The 19,101-nt window shown below is 65.7% G+C and carries 18 protein-coding genes; 10 read left to right on the plus strand and 8 right to left on the minus strand.

Translation table 11 applies throughout. The features are described 5' to 3' along the window. Positions 1-27: 27 nt before the first annotated feature. Positions 28-495 (minus strand): Hsp20 family protein, encoded by a 468-nt coding sequence (locus ACI6S0_RS04585; protein WP_010337347.1) that lies wholly within the window; start codon positions 493-495, stop codon positions 28-30. A gap of 619 nt (positions 496-1,114) precedes the next feature. On the opposite strand from ACI6S0_RS04585, the gene ACI6S0_RS04590 reads away from it, so the two are divergent. Further along, the gene (locus tag ACI6S0_RS04590) at positions 1,115-2,365 is read left to right on the plus strand and encodes a lipoprotein-releasing ABC transporter permease subunit (RefSeq protein WP_287430018.1); all 1,251 of its coding nucleotides are present in this window, start codon (positions 1,115-1,117) and stop codon (positions 2,363-2,365) included. Continuing rightward, the gene (locus ACI6S0_RS04595; protein ID WP_004211993.1) at positions 2,358-3,044 is read left to right on the plus strand and encodes an ABC transporter ATP-binding protein; all 687 of its coding nucleotides are present in this window, start codon (positions 2,358-2,360) and stop codon (positions 3,042-3,044) included. The genes ACI6S0_RS04590 and ACI6S0_RS04595 overlap by 8 nt, the downstream gene beginning before the upstream one ends. Here the strand turns inward: ACI6S0_RS04595 and ACI6S0_RS04600 are convergent. Further along, positions 3,033-4,838 carry a diguanylate cyclase gene (locus tag ACI6S0_RS04600; RefSeq protein WP_434405121.1) on the minus strand — a complete coding sequence of 602 codons (1,806 nt, stop codon included), beginning with the start codon at positions 4,836-4,838 and terminating at the stop codon, positions 3,033-3,035. The two genes, ACI6S0_RS04595 and ACI6S0_RS04600, sit on opposite strands and share 12 nt — an antisense overlap. Before the next feature lie 64 nt (positions 4,839-4,902). Continuing rightward, on the minus strand, positions 4,903-6,054 hold the full coding sequence (locus ACI6S0_RS04605) for a Yip1 family protein (protein ID WP_434405123.1): 1,152 nt from the start codon (positions 6,052-6,054) through the stop codon (positions 4,903-4,905). Between the two features lie 159 nt (positions 6,055-6,213). Here ACI6S0_RS04605 and dnaE point away from each other — a divergent pair, with 159 nt between their 5' ends. The 5 genes from dnaE (at position 6,214) to ACI6S0_RS04630 (ending at position 12,127) form a co-directional block, all read left to right on the plus strand. Then, positions 6,214-9,756 carry a DNA polymerase III subunit alpha gene (gene dnaE / locus ACI6S0_RS04610; protein WP_004211996.1) on the plus strand — a complete coding sequence of 1,181 codons (3,543 nt, stop codon included), beginning with the start codon at positions 6,214-6,216 and terminating at the stop codon, positions 9,754-9,756. Positions 9,757-9,789: 33 nt separating this feature from the next. Then, positions 9,790-10,200 (plus strand): ketosteroid isomerase-related protein, encoded by a 411-nt coding sequence (locus ACI6S0_RS04615; protein WP_434405124.1) that lies wholly within the window; start codon positions 9,790-9,792, stop codon positions 10,198-10,200. 41 nt (positions 10,201-10,241) lie between these two features. Further along, on the plus strand, positions 10,242-11,216 hold the full coding sequence (locus tag ACI6S0_RS04620; protein WP_434405126.1) for a carbon-nitrogen hydrolase family protein: 975 nt from the start codon (positions 10,242-10,244) through the stop codon (positions 11,214-11,216). Further along, positions 11,213-11,803 (plus strand): GNAT family N-acetyltransferase, encoded by a 591-nt coding sequence (locus ACI6S0_RS04625; protein WP_004212001.1) that lies wholly within the window; start codon positions 11,213-11,215, stop codon positions 11,801-11,803. Before ACI6S0_RS04620 ends, ACI6S0_RS04625 begins: the two co-directional genes overlap by 4 nt. A gap of 78 nt (positions 11,804-11,881) precedes the next feature. Continuing rightward, positions 11,882-12,127 carry a hypothetical protein gene (locus tag ACI6S0_RS04630; protein WP_010337356.1) on the plus strand — a complete coding sequence of 82 codons (246 nt, stop codon included), beginning with the start codon at positions 11,882-11,884 and terminating at the stop codon, positions 12,125-12,127. 1 nt (position 12,128) lies between these two features. Here the strand turns inward: ACI6S0_RS04630 and ACI6S0_RS04635 are convergent, their stop codons facing one another. The 5 genes from ACI6S0_RS04635 to ACI6S0_RS04655 all read right to left on the minus strand — a co-directional run bounded on the left by ACI6S0_RS04635 (position 12,129) and on the right by ACI6S0_RS04655 (position 17,215). Then, the gene (locus ACI6S0_RS04635; protein WP_434405127.1) at positions 12,129-12,305 is read right to left on the minus strand and encodes a hypothetical protein; all 177 of its coding nucleotides are present in this window, start codon (positions 12,303-12,305) and stop codon (positions 12,129-12,131) included. Position 12,306: 1 nt separating this feature from the next. Beyond that, a complete protein-coding gene (locus ACI6S0_RS04640; protein WP_017501815.1) occupies positions 12,307-13,629 on the minus strand; it encodes a chloride channel protein in 1,323 nt (440 codons plus the stop codon). Between the two features lie 170 nt (positions 13,630-13,799). Further along, positions 13,800-14,258 (minus strand): outer membrane beta-barrel protein, encoded by a 459-nt coding sequence (locus tag ACI6S0_RS04645; RefSeq protein ID WP_434405128.1) that lies wholly within the window; start codon positions 14,256-14,258, stop codon positions 13,800-13,802. Between the two features lie 91 nt (positions 14,259-14,349). Then, positions 14,350-16,119 carry a tetratricopeptide repeat protein gene (locus ACI6S0_RS04650; RefSeq protein WP_434405129.1) on the minus strand — a complete coding sequence of 590 codons (1,770 nt, stop codon included), beginning with the start codon at positions 16,117-16,119 and terminating at the stop codon, positions 14,350-14,352. 79 nt (positions 16,120-16,198) lie between these two features. Continuing rightward, positions 16,199-17,215: an adenosine deaminase gene (locus tag ACI6S0_RS04655; protein ID WP_434405131.1), complete on the minus strand. Its 1,017-nt coding sequence runs from the start codon at positions 17,213-17,215 to the stop codon at positions 16,199-16,201. A 26-nt stretch (positions 17,216-17,241) separates the two neighbouring features. On the opposite strand from ACI6S0_RS04655, the gene ACI6S0_RS04660 reads away from it, so the two are divergent. The 3 genes from ACI6S0_RS04660 to ACI6S0_RS04670 all read left to right on the plus strand — a co-directional run bounded on the left by ACI6S0_RS04660 (position 17,242) and on the right by ACI6S0_RS04670 (position 19,100). Beyond that, entirely contained in the window at positions 17,242-17,403 is a 162-nt protein-coding gene (locus ACI6S0_RS04660; RefSeq protein WP_434405132.1) for a hypothetical protein, read from the plus strand. 114 nt (positions 17,404-17,517) lie between these two features. Further along, on the plus strand, positions 17,518-18,153 hold the full coding sequence (gene paoA, locus ACI6S0_RS04665; RefSeq protein ID WP_125986676.1) for an aldehyde dehydrogenase iron-sulfur subunit PaoA: 636 nt from the start codon (positions 17,518-17,520) through the stop codon (positions 18,151-18,153). Then, positions 18,150-19,100 (plus strand): FAD binding domain-containing protein, encoded by a 951-nt coding sequence (locus tag ACI6S0_RS04670; protein WP_099231594.1) that lies wholly within the window; start codon positions 18,150-18,152, stop codon positions 19,098-19,100. The genes paoA and ACI6S0_RS04670 overlap by 4 nt, the downstream gene beginning before the upstream one ends. Position 19,101 lies beyond the last annotated feature (1 nt).

A 19,101-nucleotide genomic window follows, 5' to 3' on the forward strand; every position in this document is an offset into this window, starting at 1 on the left:
GCCCTGTGCTTGTTTCGGATGGCCGGATCAGGCGGCGTCGCGATCCTTGTTGATGTCGACCAGATGGCCGCCATTCACGGCGATCTTCTTGGGCTTCATCGCTTCGGGCACTTCGCGCACCAGTTCGATCACCAGCAGGCCGTCGGCCAGGTCCGCCTTTTCGACGCGGACGAAATCGGCCAGTTCGAAGCGGCGTTCGAAGCTGCGATTGGCGATGCCGACATGCAGGAACTTGGAACGGTCGGCATTGGTCTCATCCTTGCGGCCGATCACCTGGAGCAGGTTCTGCTGAGCGGTGATGTCGATTTCCTCGGGACGGAAGCCGGCGACGGCCAGGGTCACGCGATAGCGGTCCTCGGCCAGGCGTTCGATGTTGAAGGGCGGGTAATTGTCGCCCTGCGCCAGACGGGCATTATTCTCGATCAGGTCGAACAGACGATCGAAGCCGACGGTCGAGCGGCGATAGGGGGTAAGGTCGAAACCACGCATGCTCATAATCTCCAACAGAGCAAAATGATCCTGCCGGACCCGGTCTTCGGCGTCCGGCCTATGCTTGCGCCCAGCCCCATGTGGCGGCCGGACGGGATTGATATGGTTGGCTCTTTGCGTTGTTCAAGAGGGGGCAGGGGGGGAAGCATTACGCCGCCTGTCCTACAGCGCCCGCAGACGTTAGACTGGCGAGAAGAGGGCGCGGAAAATGGACGGAAGCGTAACAAAATTTCCGTCTTGAATCCGAAAATGCCAAGATGTGCGGGAAATGTGCGAAGTTAAGCGGGAAGGATGCTCAAGAGTCGCTGAACAAAAAAGTGCCCGGGCCGCTTTCGCGATCCGGGCACTTAATGGACGATTGCTCGTCTCCCCCTTGGCCTGCCTCTACCGACTTCTCAGCCCCCTAAGCTTGAAGTGGGAAGCAGTATCCCTGAACCACGGCCTTTTGCCTGTGCCTCGGGAGCCTTGCTATGACTGGCGCAGCCTGCTGTCACGGGCAAAATCCGGGCTCTGTGATTTTCTGTATCGGCCTGTGTCCCGCGTGCAACAATTCCGCAATCCTTGCCGTTAAGGCTCAGCCTGCTAGACCGGCCGCATCACTACCAGAAGGGCCATTCGCGCCACCATGATTCTATCCCGCTACGAACGCATGATCGCCAAGCGCTATTTGCTGCCGGGCAAGGGGGAAGGCTTCATCTTCCTCGTCGCCGGCATCAGCCTGGCTGCGGTCATGCTCGGAGTCGCCGCGCTCATCATCGTCATGAGCGTCATGAACGGGTTCCGCGCGGAGCTGTTCGACAAGATTGTCGGCCTCAACGGCCATGCCGTGGTGCAGGGCTATGGCGGGCGCCTGCCCGACTGGCGCGATGTGCTGAAGGAAGCGAAGGCGACGCCGGGCGTCACCAGCGCGACACCGCTGATCGAGCAACCCCTACTTGGCCTTTATCAGGGGCGGGTCGAGGGCGTGCTGGTGCGTGGCATGACCGTGCCCGACATTCGCAGCAACACGACGCTCAAGGGCAAGGTCGTCGCCGGTGACCTCAATGCGCTGACCGCCAATAGCGAGAAGGTCGGCATTGGTGTCCGCCTGGCGGAAAATCTGGGCATCCAGGTTGGCGACCATATCAGCATCATGAACCCGGCTGGCCGCGCGACCCCGTTCGGCACGATGCCGCGCCAGATATCCTATCAGGTCGCCGCCATCTTCGAGGTTGGCGTCTATGATTATGACAAGGCCTTCGTGGTCATGCCGATCGAGGATGCGCAGACGCTGCTGCTGCTGGGCGATGTCGTCAGCATGATCGAGGTCGAGACCGTCAATGCCGACAAGGTTGGCCAGATATTGGAACCGCTGGCGGCCAAGGTCGCGGGCCGCGCCGTGGTGCAGGACTGGCGCCAGATGAACGCCAGTCTGTTCGAGGCGCTGGCGGTCGAGCGGGTGGCGATGTTCGTCGTGCTTTCGATCATCGTGCTGGTCGCGGTGTTCAATATCCTCTCCTCGCTGATCATGCTGGTGCGCGCCAAGACCCGCGACATCGCGATCCTGCGCACCATGGGTGCGAGCCGGAGCGGGCTGGTGAAGATCTTCATGACGGTGGGCGTGACCATCGGCACGCTGGGCATGGTCGCCGGCATGGCGCTGGGCTTCACATTCCTCTTCTTCCGCCAGAGCGTGGTGAATGTGATCCAGTTCGTGACCGGGCAGAATCTGTGGGATCCCTCGATCCGCTTCCTGACCGAATTGCCGTCCAAGCCCGATCCGGTCGAGATCGTGATCATCTGTCTGATGGCGCTGGTCTTCAGCTTCCTCGCCACCCTCTATCCAGCCTTCAAGGCTGCCAATACCGATCCTGTCCAGGTGCTGCGCTATGAATGATGTCCTCAAGGTCAGCGGCCTGTCCCGCAGTTTCACCCAGGGTGGCGTCACCATCGACGTGCTGCGCGGCGTCGACCTGACGGTCGGGCCGGGCGAGATCGTCGCGCTGCTCGGCCCGTCGGGCTCGGGCAAGTCGACGCTGCTGCAGGCGGTCGGCCTGCTGGAAGGCGGTTTCGACGGATCGATCCGCATCGCTGGCGAGGAAGCGGCGAAGCTGGACAATGACGGGCGCACCCGCCTGCGCCGTGATGCGCTGGGCTTCGTCTATCAGTTCCACCACCTGTTGCCCGATTTCAACGCGACCGAGAATGTCGTGCTGCCGCAGGTGATCAAGGACGCGACCATGGACGCGGCGCGGACCCGCGCGGAATCGCTACTGACGGCGCTGGGGCTGGGCCATCGGCTCGACCATCGGCCGAGCCAGTTGTCGGGCGGCGAGCAGCAGCGCGTCGCGGTCGCCCGCGCGCTGGCCAATCGCCCGGCGCTGGTGCTGGCGGACGAGCCGACCGGCAATCTGGACGAGCGCACCGCCGACGTGGTGCTGGCCGAATTCCTGCGCCTGGTGCGGGGCGAAGGATCGGCGGCTCTGGTCGCCACCCATAATGAGCGGCTGGCGGAAAAGATGGACCGGGTGGTCCGCCTGCATGAAGGACGCCTTGAAGAGGCGTCAGCCCGGTAACAGCCCCTCGCGCGCGGTCGCGACCATGATCTGGTCGCGGCCCTCGCCCTTGGCACGCAGCAGCGCGGCGTCGGCGGTGGTGACCAGTCGGACGGCGGCGCCATGGTCGGGCCAGGCGGCGAGGCCAAAGGAGGCGGTGATCGGCCCCAGTTCCTGACCGCGATGCTCGACCCGCAGGTCGCGGATGCGCTGCTGGATCTGGGCGGAGCGGGCGAGCGCCTGTTCCAGCGTGAAGCCGGGCATCAGGAGGACAAATTCCTCGCCGCCCAGGCGGAAGGCAAAACCCTGTTCGCGCAGCGAGTCGCCCAGCACCGCGCCGACCGCGCGCAGCACCGCGTCGCCGGCGTCATGGCCATAGCTGTCGTTGAACCGCTTGAAATGGTCGATGTCGACCATCAGGCAGGCGAGCGGGGCATGGTTGCGTTCCGCCTCGTCCACCAGCGCCTCGAACATGGCATCGAAATGGCGGCGGTTGGGCAGGCCGGTCAGCGCATCGGCCATCGCCATTTCGCGCAGCGCGTCGCGCAGGCGCAGATTGGCGAGCGCCAGGCCGATATTCTCCGCCAGCATTTCCAGATATTTTTCCGCCCGGTCGAGATGTTCGGCATCCATCTCGCGGGTCTGCTCGAAATAGAGCAGGCCGATGCTTTCCCCCTGCGCCGCCAGCGGGATGCAGATGGTCGGGACGGCGGTTTCGCCTTCCAGATGCTCGCAGGCAATGTCGACCATGCCGCCCCGCGGCTTGTGGACCTGCCCGCGCCGCAGTGCCCAGCAGGCCGAGGCCGGGAAATCGTTGCGCGACTGTTTGGGATCGAGCCAGTCGCACGCCTGCAACATCATGTTGCGGCGAATGTCGTGGATATAGAGGCGGCCGGGGAAGTCGGGCGTGATTTCCGGGGTGAAGCGGCGCACCACCTCGACCAGGTCGGCGGTGCTGTCGCAGCCCTGCAGGCGCTGGGTCATGCGCGACAGCAGGTCGCGCATGGTGCGATCGACATCGCGCTCCTGTTCCAGTCGCTGCCGCTCCAGCCCATTTTCACGGAAAATACGGATTGCCTGCGCCATGTCGCCAATCTCGTCCACCTGCGGGAAATCGGGCGGGATCGCGGCGAAATCCTGCGCGGCAAGGCGGGTGACGACATCGCTGAGGCGCACGACGGGATGCAGGATGCGCTGCTTCAGCACGAAATAGAGGACGCACAGGAACAGCAGGGCGGTGACGCCCAGCATGATTTCCGACATGGTCCGCCACTGGCGCGCGCTATCGGTCGCGCCCTGCACTGCCGTGTCGGTGCGATGGTCCAGCATATATTGGAAGCGGCCGACCTGTGCCGCCACCCGGTCCAGTTCGCGGCCATATTCGTCGCCGAAGAGGATGGTGCGGGCCGTCTTGTCATCGCCCGCCTGCGTCGCCTTGATCGCGACATCCTGCTCGTCGGAGAGGGCATCGGACCACTGGATCGCCTGGCGCAGCGCATTCAGCTCATTCTCGTTGGCGCCGGCGTCCTTGAGATGCTGGATGCGATCCTCGACGGAACGCAGCGCTTCCTTTTCGCGGCGATAGACGACCAGATGGCTGGGATCGCCCGAAATCACATAGCCGCGCGCCTGTTCGGTCAGGCGATAGACATCCTCCTCCAGGGTGGAGGTCAACTGGTCGAAACTGGCGCGCTGGGCGACCGCGGCGCGCTCGCGCTGTTCCGCGCCGGACGCGAACAGCATCGTCGTGCCCGACGCCAGAGTGAGCAGGACGGTGGCCCCATAGGCCCAGTTGGTGATCGTGGATAAACGCATGGTGGCGCCTAACCTAAGCCCTATAGCTTGGCAATTCGTTACGCGGGCGACCTCATGACATTGCCTATTTTGCGGCGAGCGCGCTCAGACGGTCGAGATCGAGCGCGTTCACCGCGGCCTTCAACTCCCCGATATCGGCGACGGTGCCCTCCGCCTCGACCATGAAGCGGTCGGCCAGCGTGGTGGCATATTTGCCGTGGCGGCTGTCCTTGTCCCATTCCTCGGTGACGATGCGGCCGTCGATCGTCTGGGTGCGCTCATAGCCGCTGGCGGTCTGGCGGTTCGACTGGACGTTGAGCGCCGCGCCGATCCCGGCAAAGGCGCCGGCCACCGCGATGTCGTTCACCTCCAACTCGATCTCGTCGTCGCCGGCGCGGTAGCGGGCGGAGGCATGGGCGCCGGCGGACATGCCGCTGCTCTCAATCTCGGTGCGGGTGAAGCGGCCGATCTTCTCGGGCAGCAGCGCCTGAAGCACATCGGGCGCAATCGCAGCGGAGCGGCCGTTCCTGGTTGCTTCCTCCATCCGCTTGGCGGCGGCGTCCATCTTGTCGACGTCGATCTTGCCGATGCCCGGCACGGTGATCTCACCGCCGATCTCGTCCGGCCCGGCATGGCTGCCGGACAGGCCGCTGAACGGCATGGCGAGCAGGCTGGCGAGGATGAAGAGCAGCGCGCCTGCGACCATCGTGACGATGGTGTAGGGCAGCGCCTTCTGCTCTGGCACCTTCATCAGGCGCGGCAGGCCGAGATAGAGGAGGTAGAGGCTGTAAAGTCCAAGCAGGCCCAGCATGGTGAGGCCCGGCAGCAGCGAGAAGATGCCGGCCAGCCAGCCGGCGGTCGCCGAATAGGCGGAAATCTTGAAGGCTTTCAGCTTGTCGCGCTGGCCGCCGAAGCTGGGGGCGAGGAAGTTGATGATGATCGCCAGCACGGCTAGCCCGATCAGCGACAGGACATAATGGGCGATGGCCATGCCGACCGCGCCGATCAGCGGCGGGCGCCAGCTGATGCCGAACAGGCCATGGCCAAAGACCTGTCCGCCGATCAGGGTCGCGAGCGGCGGGATCGCCGCCAGGATCATGGCATAGCCGGTATAGATGCTGCCGATGCTGGCCGGTTCGGCCTCGATCACCGGCCATTCGTCCCTGGGGCGCAGGATGATCGCCTTGGCCCGATCGGCGATGCCGGGCGGGGTGGAAACCGGGTTGCTGTCCGACATGACCGTGCTCCCTGTTCTCTGGCCTATCCTCTGGCCCGTTCTTTGGGCGCGATAGGATCAGCAAGCGCGGTCCTTGGCAAGCGACAAGTGGTGCTTTTGTCCACAGCTTTTCGCCGGGCGGGACTGGCGCGCGGGCGCTGCCGTCGTTAGATTGCCGCGATGTCTCATTCCGCCTTCGTACCGCTGCGCATCTTTTCGTCCTTCACCATGCTCGAAGGGGCGATCGACCCCAAGAAGATCGCCAAGCAGGCCAAGGCCCTGGGTTTTCCGGCGGCGGCGATCACCGACCGTAACGGCCTTTATGGGTCGATGGCCTTTTCCGATGGCTGCAAGGGCGAGGGCGTGCAGCCGATCGTCGGCGCGATGCTGGGCGTGGTGCGGCCGGGCCGGCCATCCAACGCGCCGGCGGTGCATGACTGGATCGCCCTCTATGCGCAGGATGCGGGCGGCTATGACAATATCTGCGCGCTCGTGTCGATGGCGCATCTCGACCGGCCGCTGGAAGAAGTGCCCCATGTCACGCTCGACATGCTGGAGGGGCGGACCGATGGCGTGATCGCGCTGACCGCCGGCGGCGAGGGGGCGATCGCCCGCCTGTTCGCCGAGGATCAGCCCGACGCTGCGCTGGCCTATGCCGACCGGTTGCAGGCTTTGTTCCCCGATCGCCTCTATGTCGAGATTTGCCGCCGGCTCGACCCGGTCGAGGGCAAGGCGGAGCCGCAACTGCTCGACCTGGCCTATGACCGCAATCTGCCGCTGGTCGCGACCAACCCGACCTGCTTTGCCGAGCCGGAATTCCACGCGGCCCATGACGTGATGCTGTGCATTGCCGATGGCGCCTATGTCGAGACGCCCGACCGTCGCACCAGCTCGCCCGACGCCTGGATGAAGCCGGCGGCGGAGATGAAGCGGCTGTTCGAGGACCTGCCCGAGGCGCTGGCCAACACGCTGGTCGTTGCCCAGCGCTGCGCGGTGATGGCGCCCAAGCGCAAGCCGATCCTGCCCAGCCTTGCCGGCGATATCGAGGGCGAGGGCATCATGCTGCGCGATCAGTCGATCGCGGGGCTGGAGGCCCGGCTGGAGAAGGCGGGGATCATCGCGGACGAGGCGCGTCAGCCCTATTTCGAGCGGTTGAAGTTCGAAATGGACATCATCATCCAGATGGGCTTCCCCGGCTACTTCCTGATCGTGGCCGACTTCATCAAATGGGCCAAGGATCATGATATTCCGGTGGGGCCGGGTCGTGGTTCGGGCGCCGGATCGCTGGTCGCCTGGGCGCTGACCATCACCGATCTCGATCCGCTGCAACTGGGCCTGCTGTTCGAGCGCTTCCTGAACCCGGAACGCGTTTCCATGCCCGACTTCGATATCGACTTCTGCGAAACGCGGCGCGGCGAGGTGATCCGCTACGTGCAGCAGAAATATGGCAGCGACCATGTCGCCCAGATCATCACCTTCGGTAAATTGAAGGCGCGCGCCGTGCTGAAGGATACCGGCCGCGTGATGCAGATGAGCTATGGCCAGGTCGACCGCCTCGCCAAGCTGGTGCCCAACCATCCGACCGATCCCTGGACGCTGGAGCGATCGCTGAACGGCGTCGCCGAGTTCAAGGCGGAATATGACAATGACAATCAGGTCAAGCGCCTGATCGACTATGCGATGAAGCTGGAGGGCTTCCCGCGCCACAGTTCCACCCATGCGGCCGGCGTGGTGATCGGTGACCGCCCGTTGAGCCAGTTGGTGCCGCTCTATCGCGATCCGCGATCCGACATGCCGGTGACCCAGTTCGACATGAAGTTCGTCGAAGGCGCGGGGCTGGTGAAGTTCGACTTTCTCGGCCTCAAGACGCTGTCGGTGCTGCAGAAGGCGGTGCAACTGCTCAAGGGGCGCGGCGTCACGGTCGATCTCGACACGCTCGCCTGGGACGATGCCAAGGTCTATGAACTGCTCCAGCGTGGCGACACGGTCGGCGTGTTCCAGCTGGAATCCGAAGGCATGCGCAAGACGCTGGCCGCGGTGCGTCCGACCAATTTCGGCGACATCATCGCACTGGTGTCGCTCTATCGTCCCGGCCCGATGGACAATATCCCGATGTTCGGGCGCCGCAAGAACGGCCAGGAAGAGATTGAATATCCGCACATCCTGCTGAAGCCGATCCTCGAAGAAACCTATGGCATCTTCGTCTATCAGGAACAGGTGATGCAGGCCGCCCAGATCCTGGCCGGCTACTCGCTTGGCGACGCCGACCTTCTGCGCCGCGCCATGGGCAAGAAGATCAAGGCGGAAATGGACGCCCAGCGCCTGCGCTTCGTCGAGGGTTGCGCCAAGAGTGATATCAAGCCGGCCAAGGCGAACGAACTGTTCGACTTGATCGACAAGTTCGCCGGCTATGGCTTCAACAAGTCGCACGCCGCCGCCTACGCGCTGCTCGCCTATCAGACCGCCTGGCTCAAGGCCCATTATCCGGCGGAATTCTATGCCGGGTCGATGGCCTTCGATATCCATCTGACCGAAAAGCTGACCGTCTTCGTCGACGATATGCGGCGCATGGGCATGACCTGTCTGCCGCCCGACCTCAACCAGAGCGAGGCCGACTTCACCGTCGAGGCGGTGCCGTTCGAGGGCGATGATCCGCGCCTGGGCTTTGCCGTGCGCTATGCGCTGGGCGGCCTCAAGGGCGTGGGCGAGAAGGCGATGGAGCAGCTGGTTGCCGAGCGCGAAGCCAATGGCCCGTTCAAGCATCTGGACGATCTGGCCGACCGGATCGAGCCGCGCCTGCTCAACCGGCGCCAGCTCGAAAGCCTGGCCGCGGCCGGTGCGTTCGATACCATCCATGCCGACCGGGCCGGGGTGCATGCTGCGGCGGAAACTCTGCTGAGCGTCGCGGCAAGCGCGGCGCAGGCGCGCGAAAGCGGGCAGGGCGGCCTGTTCGGCGATGTCGAGACCGCCCATGCCGACGTTCGCATCCCGCCGCACCAGGCCTGGACCGTGTCGGACCGGATGGCGCAGGAAAAGGAGGCGTTCGGCTTCTATTTCTCGGCCCATCCGGTCGACCGTTTCCGTCATCTGGCCGATGCGCGCGGCGCGAAAAGCTATGGCGAAATCTGTTCCCAGCCAATGGGCATGCCCAATGCCGAAGGGCGGGTGATGGGCATCATGGCGGCGATGGTCGAGGATGTGCGCTGGCGTGAGACGCGGCGTGGCGCGCGCTATGCCAACGCCACCTTCTCCGACCAGAGTGGCCAGTTTCAGGCCAGCTGTTTCGACGAGGATGCCTGCAAGCAGATCGAGGAACTGGCGCGCGAGGGCGATTGCGCGCTGCTGCATGTCGAACTGGATCGCCTGCCGGGCGAGGAAACGCCGCGCGTCACCGTGCGCCGGATGGAGCCGTTCCGCGAGATCGCCAACGTGTCGCGCATGGAGCTGGTGCTGGACATCGAGATGGTCGAGGCCGTCGCCAAGCTGGCCGCGATCCTGTCCGGCAGCCGGGGCGGGCGGTGCGAGGTGTTCGTGCGCGCGCCGATCGGAGACGGCAAGGCGGCCCGCGTCTTCCTGGGCGACGACTTCACGCTGGGCGCCGATCAGGTCGACGCGATTAGTGGCATTGCCGGGCTGACCGTCCATAATCTGGCGCGGATGGAGGCGAAGTCGGACGGCTATCGCACCCGCCATCGTCGATCGGCCATGCGGCTGGTCGGCTGACCGCGCCCATTTTCCCAGTCCGAGGAGAAATCTGTGTCCGAAGCGACCCTGGCCCTGGTCCATGCCTATTATGACGCCTTCAACCGGCAGGATGCCGAGGGGATGCTGGCGCTGCTGGCCGACGATGTGCGGCACGAGCCGAGCCAGGGCGTGGCCCGCATCGGCAAGGCGGCGTTCGCCGATTTCCTGTCTCATATGAACCGTTGCTATGCCGAGACGGTGATCGATCCGATCGTGCTGGCCAATGCCGAAGGAACGCGGGCGGCGGCCGAGTTCATGCTGGATGGGCGCTATCTGGTGACCGACGAAGGGTTGCCGCCAGCCGCCGGCCAGACCTATCATCTGCGCGTCGGCGCCTTCTTCGACATCGTCGAGGGGCAGATCACGCGCATTTCCAACCATTATAATCTGGCCGACTGGATCGCGCAGGTCGAAGGGCGCTAAAGCCGCCGCCTAATCCGCTGCCATCCCATCCTGAGGTATCCTTGACCCACATCCGCGTTGCCGCCGCCCAATATCCGATCGAGCAGGTGCAGAGCTTTGCCGACTGGCAGGAAAAGCTGACCCGCTGGGTAGAGGAAGCCGCCGCGCTGGGCGCGACCCTGGCGATCTTCCCCGAATATGCGGCGATGGAGCTGGCCGGGATCGATCCCGAGCGGGCGGCCGACCTGACCGCCTCGCTCGACCTGGTGATGCAGTTTGGCGAGGCCTATGACCGCGTCCATGCCGAGCTGGCGGCGCGGCTCGACATCATGATCCTGGCGGGCAGCCGGCCGGTGCGGGAAAGCGACGGCCGGATCGTCAACCGCGCGCGGCTCTTCTGCCCCGACGGCACCACCGGCCATCAGGACAAGATCATGATGACCCGGTTCGAGCGCGAGCGCTGGGGCATCAGTGGCGGCGACAGCATCAATCTCATCCACACGCCGATCGGGCCGGTCGGCATCTCGATCTGCTATGACGTCGAATTTCCGATGATCGCGCGGGCGCAGGCGGAGGCCGGCGCCAAGCTGATCCTGACGCCATCGGCCACCGACACGATGCAGGGCTATTGGCGGGTGCGGATCGGCGCGCAGGCGCGGGCGATGGAAAATCAATGCTTCGTCGTCCAGTCGCCCAGCGTCGGCATGGCGCCCTGGCTGCCCTGCATGGACGAGAATTTCGGCGCCGCCGGTGCCTTTGGACCACCCGATGGCATGATGCCCGATGATGGCGTGATCGCGCTGGGGCAGGCGAACGGCCCGGCCTGGGTATTGGCGGACATCGACCTTGCCATGGTCGACCAGTTGCGCGCGGATGGCACGGTGCTGCCCTTCAGCCATTGGCCCGAACAGCATGTGCCCTTCCACATCATCCAGAATGGCGCGGGATCGGACGTGATCGCGCAGATGGCCAGCGATGCCGCGCGCGACGATGCGCCGGCCGCGCCGCAAATCGAAGATCAGGAGATTGCAGAATGACCGAGCCGTCGATCATCGTCGACCGCGTGACCAGCGATGCGCAGGGACTTGAGGCGCTGGCGACGCTGCGCATCCGCATCTTCCGTGAGTGGCCCTATCTTTATGAGGGCGATGCCGCGCATGAGGAGGAATATCTCCGCGATTTCCTGGCCAGCGACAAGGCGACTTTGGTGCGGGCGCGGATCGGTGAGGAGCCGGTCGGCATCGCCACAGCCTCGCCGCTGGCCGGCCAGCCCGACAGCCTGGTCGCGCCGCTGGTGGCGGCGGGCGTCGATGTCGCGCGCAGCTTCTATTTCGGCGAGTCCGTGCTGCTGCCGGCCTATCATGGTCGCGGCATCGGCCACGTGTTCTTCGACGCGCGCGAGGCGGCAGCGCGCGACGCTGGCGCCGATTTTGCGATCTTCTGCGGCGTGGTGCGCCAGGAGAACGATCCGCGCCGTCCGGCCGACGCCCGCGACCTTGCCCCCTTCTGGCGCAAGCGCGGCTATGCGCCGGTCGAGGGCGCGCTGTGCGAGATGAGCTGGAAGGAAATCGGCGGCAGCGAAAAGGTCAGCCACCCGATGCAATTCTGGATGCGGGCGCTGTAAGGGGCAGGGCGGTTCCGGGGGCATGGCGGCGAAAGCTTTCCCTTGATTTCGCGCGCGGTGGGTGGTGATGGGATATCCATGATTATCTCGACCATCCCCTGGGACCAGCCTGCCACCATGATCGACCTGGATGGCAAGGCGCCGCTGATCGCGACGGTGCGCGATTGCGTCATTCATTATGGCCTGTTCAAGCCCTTCGCCAAGGAACAGGCGCGGGTGCTGCTGACCCAGCCGGTGCATCGCGAGGGGCAGAAGACCCGGACCTGGCTGCTCAATCCCGATGAAATCCAGCAACTGGCGGACAAGCTGCGCGCCGAGGGCTGAGTTAGCGGCGGCGGCCGGCCTGGAGCAGGGCGTAGAAGGTCACCGCCGAAAAGCCGATCGCGCCGGCAAGGCCGATGGCGGCGCCGATCCAGGCGCCGTCCATGCCGGCCAGCAGCTGGCCGGCGAGAAAGCCGATAATCGGCAATATCATCAGCAGCAGGCAGCCGAGCGCCGCCATGTCAGCGGTTCGCTTCGGCGGCCTTGGCCCGCTCCAGGAAGTTGCGGGACAGGCCGTGATAGAGGCGCTCGCGACAGAAGATCTGCGCCGATGCGTCGGCGACCAGCGCGGCGCCGAGCAATGGCAGCATGAAGCCGCGGCTGCCGGTGGTTTCCGAAATGATGATGACGGCGGTCAATGGCGCGCGCACCACGCCGGTGAAATAGGCGACCATGCCCAGCAGCACGACGGCGCTTGCCGGTTCGCCGGGGAAGATCCAGCGCAGCAGATTGCCGAACCCGGCGCCGGTGGCGAGCGAGGGGGCGAAGATGCCGCCGGGAATGCCCGAGACGCTGGTGGCGAGGGTGCTGAGGAATTTGGCGGGGGCGAACCAGAGCGGCTGGTCGCCGCCTGCGATCATGGTGCGGGCCGGGGCATAGCTGGTGCCCCAGGTGAGGCCGGTGGCCACGCCGATTGCCGCCACCAGCAGGCCGCAGCCGCCGGCGAACAGCACCGGATGGGCGCGCATCCAGTCGGTCATGCGATTGCGCGCGGTGGCGGCATCAAGCGCCAGCCGGGCGAACAGGCCGCCGGACATGCCGCCCAGCAGCCCGGCCAGCAGCGCGACGGGAACCGCCGATTGCAGCGGCAGATGGGCGGCGACCGCGCCGAAATAGACATAGTCGCCAGCGACGCCAAGGCTGACCATGCCCGAGATGATGACCGCGGTGATGACCAGCAGGGTCATGCGCTGCTCATAGGCGGAGGCCAGTTCCTCGATCGCGAAGGCAATGCCGGCGAGCGGCGTGTTGAAGGCGGCGGCGACGCCGGCCGCGCCGCCCGCGACCATGACGGACGCGCGCAGCGGCACGTTCAGCAAAGCGTGGACGCGGGCAAGGATGGCGGCGGAAATCTGGACGGTGGGGCCTTCGCGGCCGACCGATGCGCCGACCAGCAGGCCGGCGATGGTCAGCACGACCTTCAGCAGGGCCATGCGCAGGTCAACCAGGCAGCGGCCGACTTTTTCCGGCAATTGGGTGGCGGCGATCACCTGCGGGATGCCCGATCCGCCGGCAAAGGGCGCGACGCTGCGGGTGATCCAGGCGAGGGCGGCAAAGCCGAGCGGGGTCAGCAGCAGCGGCAGCCAGCGATTGGCGGTGGCCAGGCGATGGAAAGCCTCGGTCGCTTCGTCCGCAGCCCAGGCGAAGGCGAGCGCGGCGAGGCCCACCAGCACGGCGCCGCCGATCAGGGCGAGGCGGCGACGGAACAGCAAGGATGTCGGCCCGCTATGGCGCAGCAGCGCGCGGGCGCGGCGGCGGCTCCAGCGCTGGCCGGGGCGGCTCATGACGGACGTTGCGCGCCGGGGCGCGATTGACGCAGGACGCGGAAAGGGGGCGGCGCGGATGCCATGGCGCGAATATCGATCCCGGTGGGCTGGACGCGCCCTCCCTACCAGCAAAATGAGCGATGGCCAGTATTTTCCGGGCTATTTCCGCGGATAAAACCGGGCTGTGCTCAGAACATCACGCCGATGCCGAGAATGCCGACATTGGCATCGGGTTCGCCATCGCCGATCAGCAGCCGTTTATATTCGATCTTGAGATAGAGTTTTTCGGTCAGATTATGCTCCCAGCCGGTGCCGATGCCGATCGCGTCGCTGCATTCGCGACAATCCTTCGACTGCCAGTTCGCGCCGATGAACAGCTTGTTCTCGCGCACCAGTTCGACGCCAATACGGCCGCCAATGCCCCAGGCGACCCGCGTGTCGCGCACCAGCAGCTTTTCCGCGATCGCCTCGACACCGACGAAGAAGCGTTCGTCCAGATCGACGTCATAGCCGCCGGCGATGCCGCTGATTGCATCGGTGCCTTCGCCGTTCCAGCTGAGGCCGCCGGTCAGTTCGACATAGGCTTCGTCGGCGCGCGCGGGGCTGCTGGCCAGGGCGGCGGCGAGCAACAGGGCGGGCTTGCGCATGCGGGGCACTCCACGGCCATGGATCCGATGACCTTCGAGGTGCATCCTGCGGGACCATGGCGTCAATCGGGGTTTGTGCGGGGGGCGCCCCTCAGAGCCGGTCCATCCGCAGCCAGTCGGGATCGCCGGACCAGGCGCTGGTCAGAGCCTTGCGGGCGGCGGCGGCCTCTGCCTCATGCCCCTGGGCTGCCTCCGCGCGGGCGAGGCCGTAGAGCGCCCAGCCATTATTGGGGGCCTGGATCAGTGCCTGGCGGAAGGCCGCGCTGGCATCGTCGGGGCGGCCGGCGAGGAAGAGGGCAGCGCCGAGCGACTGATGCACCGGATAATACCAATAGGCCGGTTCCTGATAGGGTATCCTGCGCTCCAGCGCGATCGCGGCGCGATAATGATCGGCGGCCTGCGCATAGCGGTGCTGGGCGGTAGCGAGGCGGCCGCGCGCGACCGCGGTGGCGAGCGCGATCAGGTCCGGTGCCGGGACGTCCTGCGCAATCATCGGGGCCAGTGCATCGGAGCGGGCGATCGTGCTCATCGCTGCGACCTCCGCATCGAAGCCGCGCTGGTCGCGCAGCTGGGCACGGGCGACGGCGCGGGCATAATGGCGCATGGCGATGGCATAGGGCAGGCGCGGATCGGGCGCGGGCAGGGCGAGGATGTCGGCGGGCGCGGCGAACTGCGCCATGGCCAGATAGGGGGCGGCGTCGATCGCCTGGATCCAGGCGATGGCGGCCGAGGTTGAGGGATCGAGGATGGTGCGCAGGCGCCGCGCCTCCCGCATCGCGCTATCCATGTCGCCCGCCATTTGCGCGGAGGCGACGATGAAATGGACATTGTGCGGATAATAGCCGTAGCGCACCAGGCTGTGGTCGTCGGTGGCGCGGATGAAGGCTTCGTCGGCGCGGGCGGCGGCGATGTTGACGCGGATCGAGTCGCGATAGCGGCCGACGACCTGATAGATGTGGCTTGGCATATGGACGAGATGGGCGGCGCTGGGCGCGCCATCGGCGGAGAGGCGATCGGCGGCAGCTTCGGCGCGTTTTGCATCGCTCGCTTCGAGCAGGTGGATCATCAGATGCGCCGCCTGGACATGGGCGGGATTGCGGGCCTGCACCGTTTCGACCAGGCGGATGGCGGCGCCGGCGCGCCCGATCGGGGTCTTGCGGTCGGCCTCCCAATAATTCCACGGGCTGGTGTCCATCGCCGCTTCGGCGGCCAGCAGGGCGACATCGTCATCGGCCGGGAAGCGCGCCGCGAGCGCCAGCATCGCATCGGCATAGGCGCCGTCGAGCGCGGCGCGGTCGGCATCGGGATCAGGGGCATAGCGCAGCGCCGCCGCCTCGATCAGGCCGCGCTCCATCGGTGAGGCCCGATCGCGCAGCGCCATCGTCCGGTCCATCGCGGCAAGAGCTGCGCCCCGGTCGCCGGCATCCATCGGTGCGTTGATATTGGGGCCTAGCGCGACCGCCTCGCCCCACCAGCAGAGCGCGCAGGCGGGATCGAGCCGCTGTGCCGCACGGAAGGAGCGGACCGCGCCGGCATGGTTGAAGCCATACATGAGCAGCAGGCCCTGGCTGAAATAGCGGCGCGCCTGCGGATTGGCGGTGGTCAGCGGAAAGCGCGAATGGGTGAGATCGTCGAACAGCGGGATCGGCGGTGCGTCGGCGATCGGCTGGGCGGCGGCGGCCGCGATCAGCAATTCGCGGGCGAGGGCGGACCCGACCCGCGGGCCGCTGCACAGGCTGCGGGCGAGGCGGACGGGATCGAGCGCGGCAAGAGTCGCGGGCGAGAAGGCCGGTGCGATCGATACCGAGGCGAGCGACAGGCCGATGCCCAGCGCGGTCGCTGCCCTTATCCAGTCAGCCATGCGTCCGGCCCTTCCCCAAAAGCCCGCCATCCTGTGAGACAGACTATATCATCGGGGAAGGGGGCGGTAAATCAGGGCTTCAATGCGCCTGTTCGAGATAGGCGTCGATGGTCGCCAGATGCGCGTCCTTGGCCTGCTGCGGCAGGAAGGAGCCGGTGATGCTGTTGCGCGCCAGCAGGGCGACCTGCTCGCGGGACAGGCCGCGGGCGGCGGCAACGGCACGATAATTGTCATTGAGATAGCCGCCGAAATAGGCCGGATCGTCGGAATTGACCGTCGCACGCAGGCCCATCTCCAGCATCCGGTCGAGCGGATGGCTGGCGATGTCGTCGATCACGCATAATTTGAGGTTGGAGAGCGGGCAGACGGTCAGCACCATTTGCTCGTCCACCAGTCGCTCGACCAGGGCATCCTCTTCCAGCGCGCGATTGCCATGGTCGATCCGGTCGACCTTGAGCAGGTCGAGCGCTTCCCAGACATAGGCGGGCGGCCCTTCCTCGCCGGCATGGGCGCACAGCTTGAGGCCGGCTTCGGCCGCGGCCGCGAAGACGCGGGCGAATTTCTCGGGCGGGTGGCCGACTTCCGATGAGTCCAGTCCCACCGCCTTGATCTGCGGCAGCCAGGGGGTGGCGGCGCGCAGCGTGTCGAACGCCTCTTCCTCGCTCAGATGGCGCAGGAAGCTGAGGATCAGGTCGCTGGTGATGCCATGCCGTTCTTCCGCGTCCCGCATGGCTGACAGCAGCCCCTCGATCACATGGTCGAAGGGCACGCCGCGCGATGTGTGCGCCTGCGGATCGAACATGATTTCGGCATGGACGATATTGTCCTGCGCCGCGCGATCGAAATAGGCGGCGGCAAGGTCGTGAAAATCCTGCGGCGTGCGCAGCACATTGGTGCCGGCATAATATATGTCCAGGAAATCCTGGAGATTGCCGAAATCATAGGCTTGGCGGATCTCGTCGATCGAGCCGTAAGGCAGCGTCACGTCGTTACGCCGGGCCAGCGCGAACATCAGTTCGGGCTCCAGCGTCCCTTCGATATGGAGGTGCAACTCTGCCTTGGGCAGTCCGGCGATAAATTGGTCGATGTCGGTCATGGGGCCTCTATACAGGATCGACCACCATGGCACAGCTACGGGCCGCGTGGAACGGTCGTTGCAGCGCCATGCTGATTTGCGTGGAAGGTCGCGTGTGGAAGGCCACCGCGGTATTTGTTTGGCGATCAGCGTCGGCCGCCACAGCATTCATGATTCCCGATCATGACATCATGCCGATCATCGCATGAACCTGAACGGCCTCTCCTGTGTTATCCTCAATCTGGGTAGATGGCAGGCCGGAAGACGGCCGCCAGTTTTTTCTTCGATAGAGTGCGCAACCAGCGTCTGCAGGGGAGATTTTCATGGCCGATTTTCCGGATATGGGCGTGTCGCGACGCGGCATATTGGCGGGCGGTGCCGCCTCCGCGACGGTTGCCGTCATTCCAGCACCAGTGCAGGCGCAGCCGTCTCCCGCTGCGCCGCCGCCGATGATGGCGGTCGATTTCATCGTGAATGGCAAGCGACAGCAGTTGAAGCTCGACACCCGCACGACATTGCTCGACGCGCTGCGCGAACATCTCAAGCTGACCGGCACCAAGAAGGGCTGCGATCATGGCCAGTGCGGCGCCTGCACCGTGATGGTCAACGGCACCCGCATCAACAGCTGCCTCAGCCTGGCGCTGCAGCATCAGGGCGACGAGATCACCACGATCGAAGGGCTGGGCATGCCCGACAACCTGCATCCGATGCAGGCCGCCTTCATCGCCCATGACGGCTATCAGTGCGGCTATTGCACGCCGGGGCAGATCTGCTCTGCCGTTGCCGTGCTCAAGGAAATCGAACAAGGCGTGCCGAGCCATGTCCAGGCCGACATCACCCGCGCTCCGGACTATTCCAATATCGAGATGCGCGAGCGGATGAGCGGCAATCTCTGCCGCTGCGGCGCCTATTCCAACATCGCGCAGGCCATGGCGCAGGTCGCGGGAGCAAAGGCATGAAGAGCTTCACCTATGAACGGGCGAAGACGCCCGAGCAGGCCGCCGCGGCCGTGGCCGGCCGGCCAGGCGCCAAATATCTGGCTGGCGGCACCAATTTGCTCGACCTGATGAAGCTGGAGATCGAGACGCCGACCCATCTGGTCGATGTCCAGGATCTGAAGCTCGACCGGATCGAGAAGACGGCGGAGGGCGGGCTGCGGATCGGCGCGCTCGTCACCAACACGGCGCTGGCGTCGGACATGGCGGTCCGCCGCGACTATGGCGTCCTTGCCCGTGCGATCGTCGCCGGCGCCAGCGGCCAGCTGCGCAACAAGGCGACGACAGCGGGGAACCTGCTGCAGCGAACCCGCTGCCCCTATTTCTACGACACCAACATGCCCTGCAACAAGCGTCGGCCCGGCACCGGCTGCGCGGCGATCGGCGGTTTTTCCCGACAGCTTGCCGTCATCGGTTCGTCGGACCAGTGCATCGCCACCTATCCCGGCGACATGGGCGTGGCGCTGCGCCTGCTCGATGCGAAGGTCGAGACGGTGAAGGCCGATGGCGCGAAGCGCGCAATCGATTTTGCCGACTTCCATCGCCTGCCCGGCAATGAACCACAGCGGGACAATGTGCTGGAGGCTGGCGAACTGATCACGGCCATCACCCTGCCCAAGCCGATCGGCGGCACCCAGCTCTATTACAAGGTGCGCGACCGGGCCTCCTATGCCTTCGCGCTGGTTTCGGTCGCCACCGTCATCCAGAAGGACGGAAGCGGACGCGTGGCATTTGGCGGCGTCGCCCATCGGCCCTGGCGGGTGGAAGCGGCCGAAGGCGCCTTTCCAGGCGGCGCGCGCGCCGTGACCGAGAAGGTCTTTGCCGATGCCCGTCCGACCGAGGACAACAGGTTCAAGCTGAAACTGGCCGAGCGGACGCTGGCGTCGCTCATGGCCCAGGCGAGGAGTTGAT

Source organism: Sphingobium sp. DN12 (genome assembly GCF_051058005.1).
Classification (GTDB): domain Bacteria; phylum Pseudomonadota; class Alphaproteobacteria; order Sphingomonadales; family Sphingomonadaceae; genus Sphingobium; species Sphingobium yanoikuyae.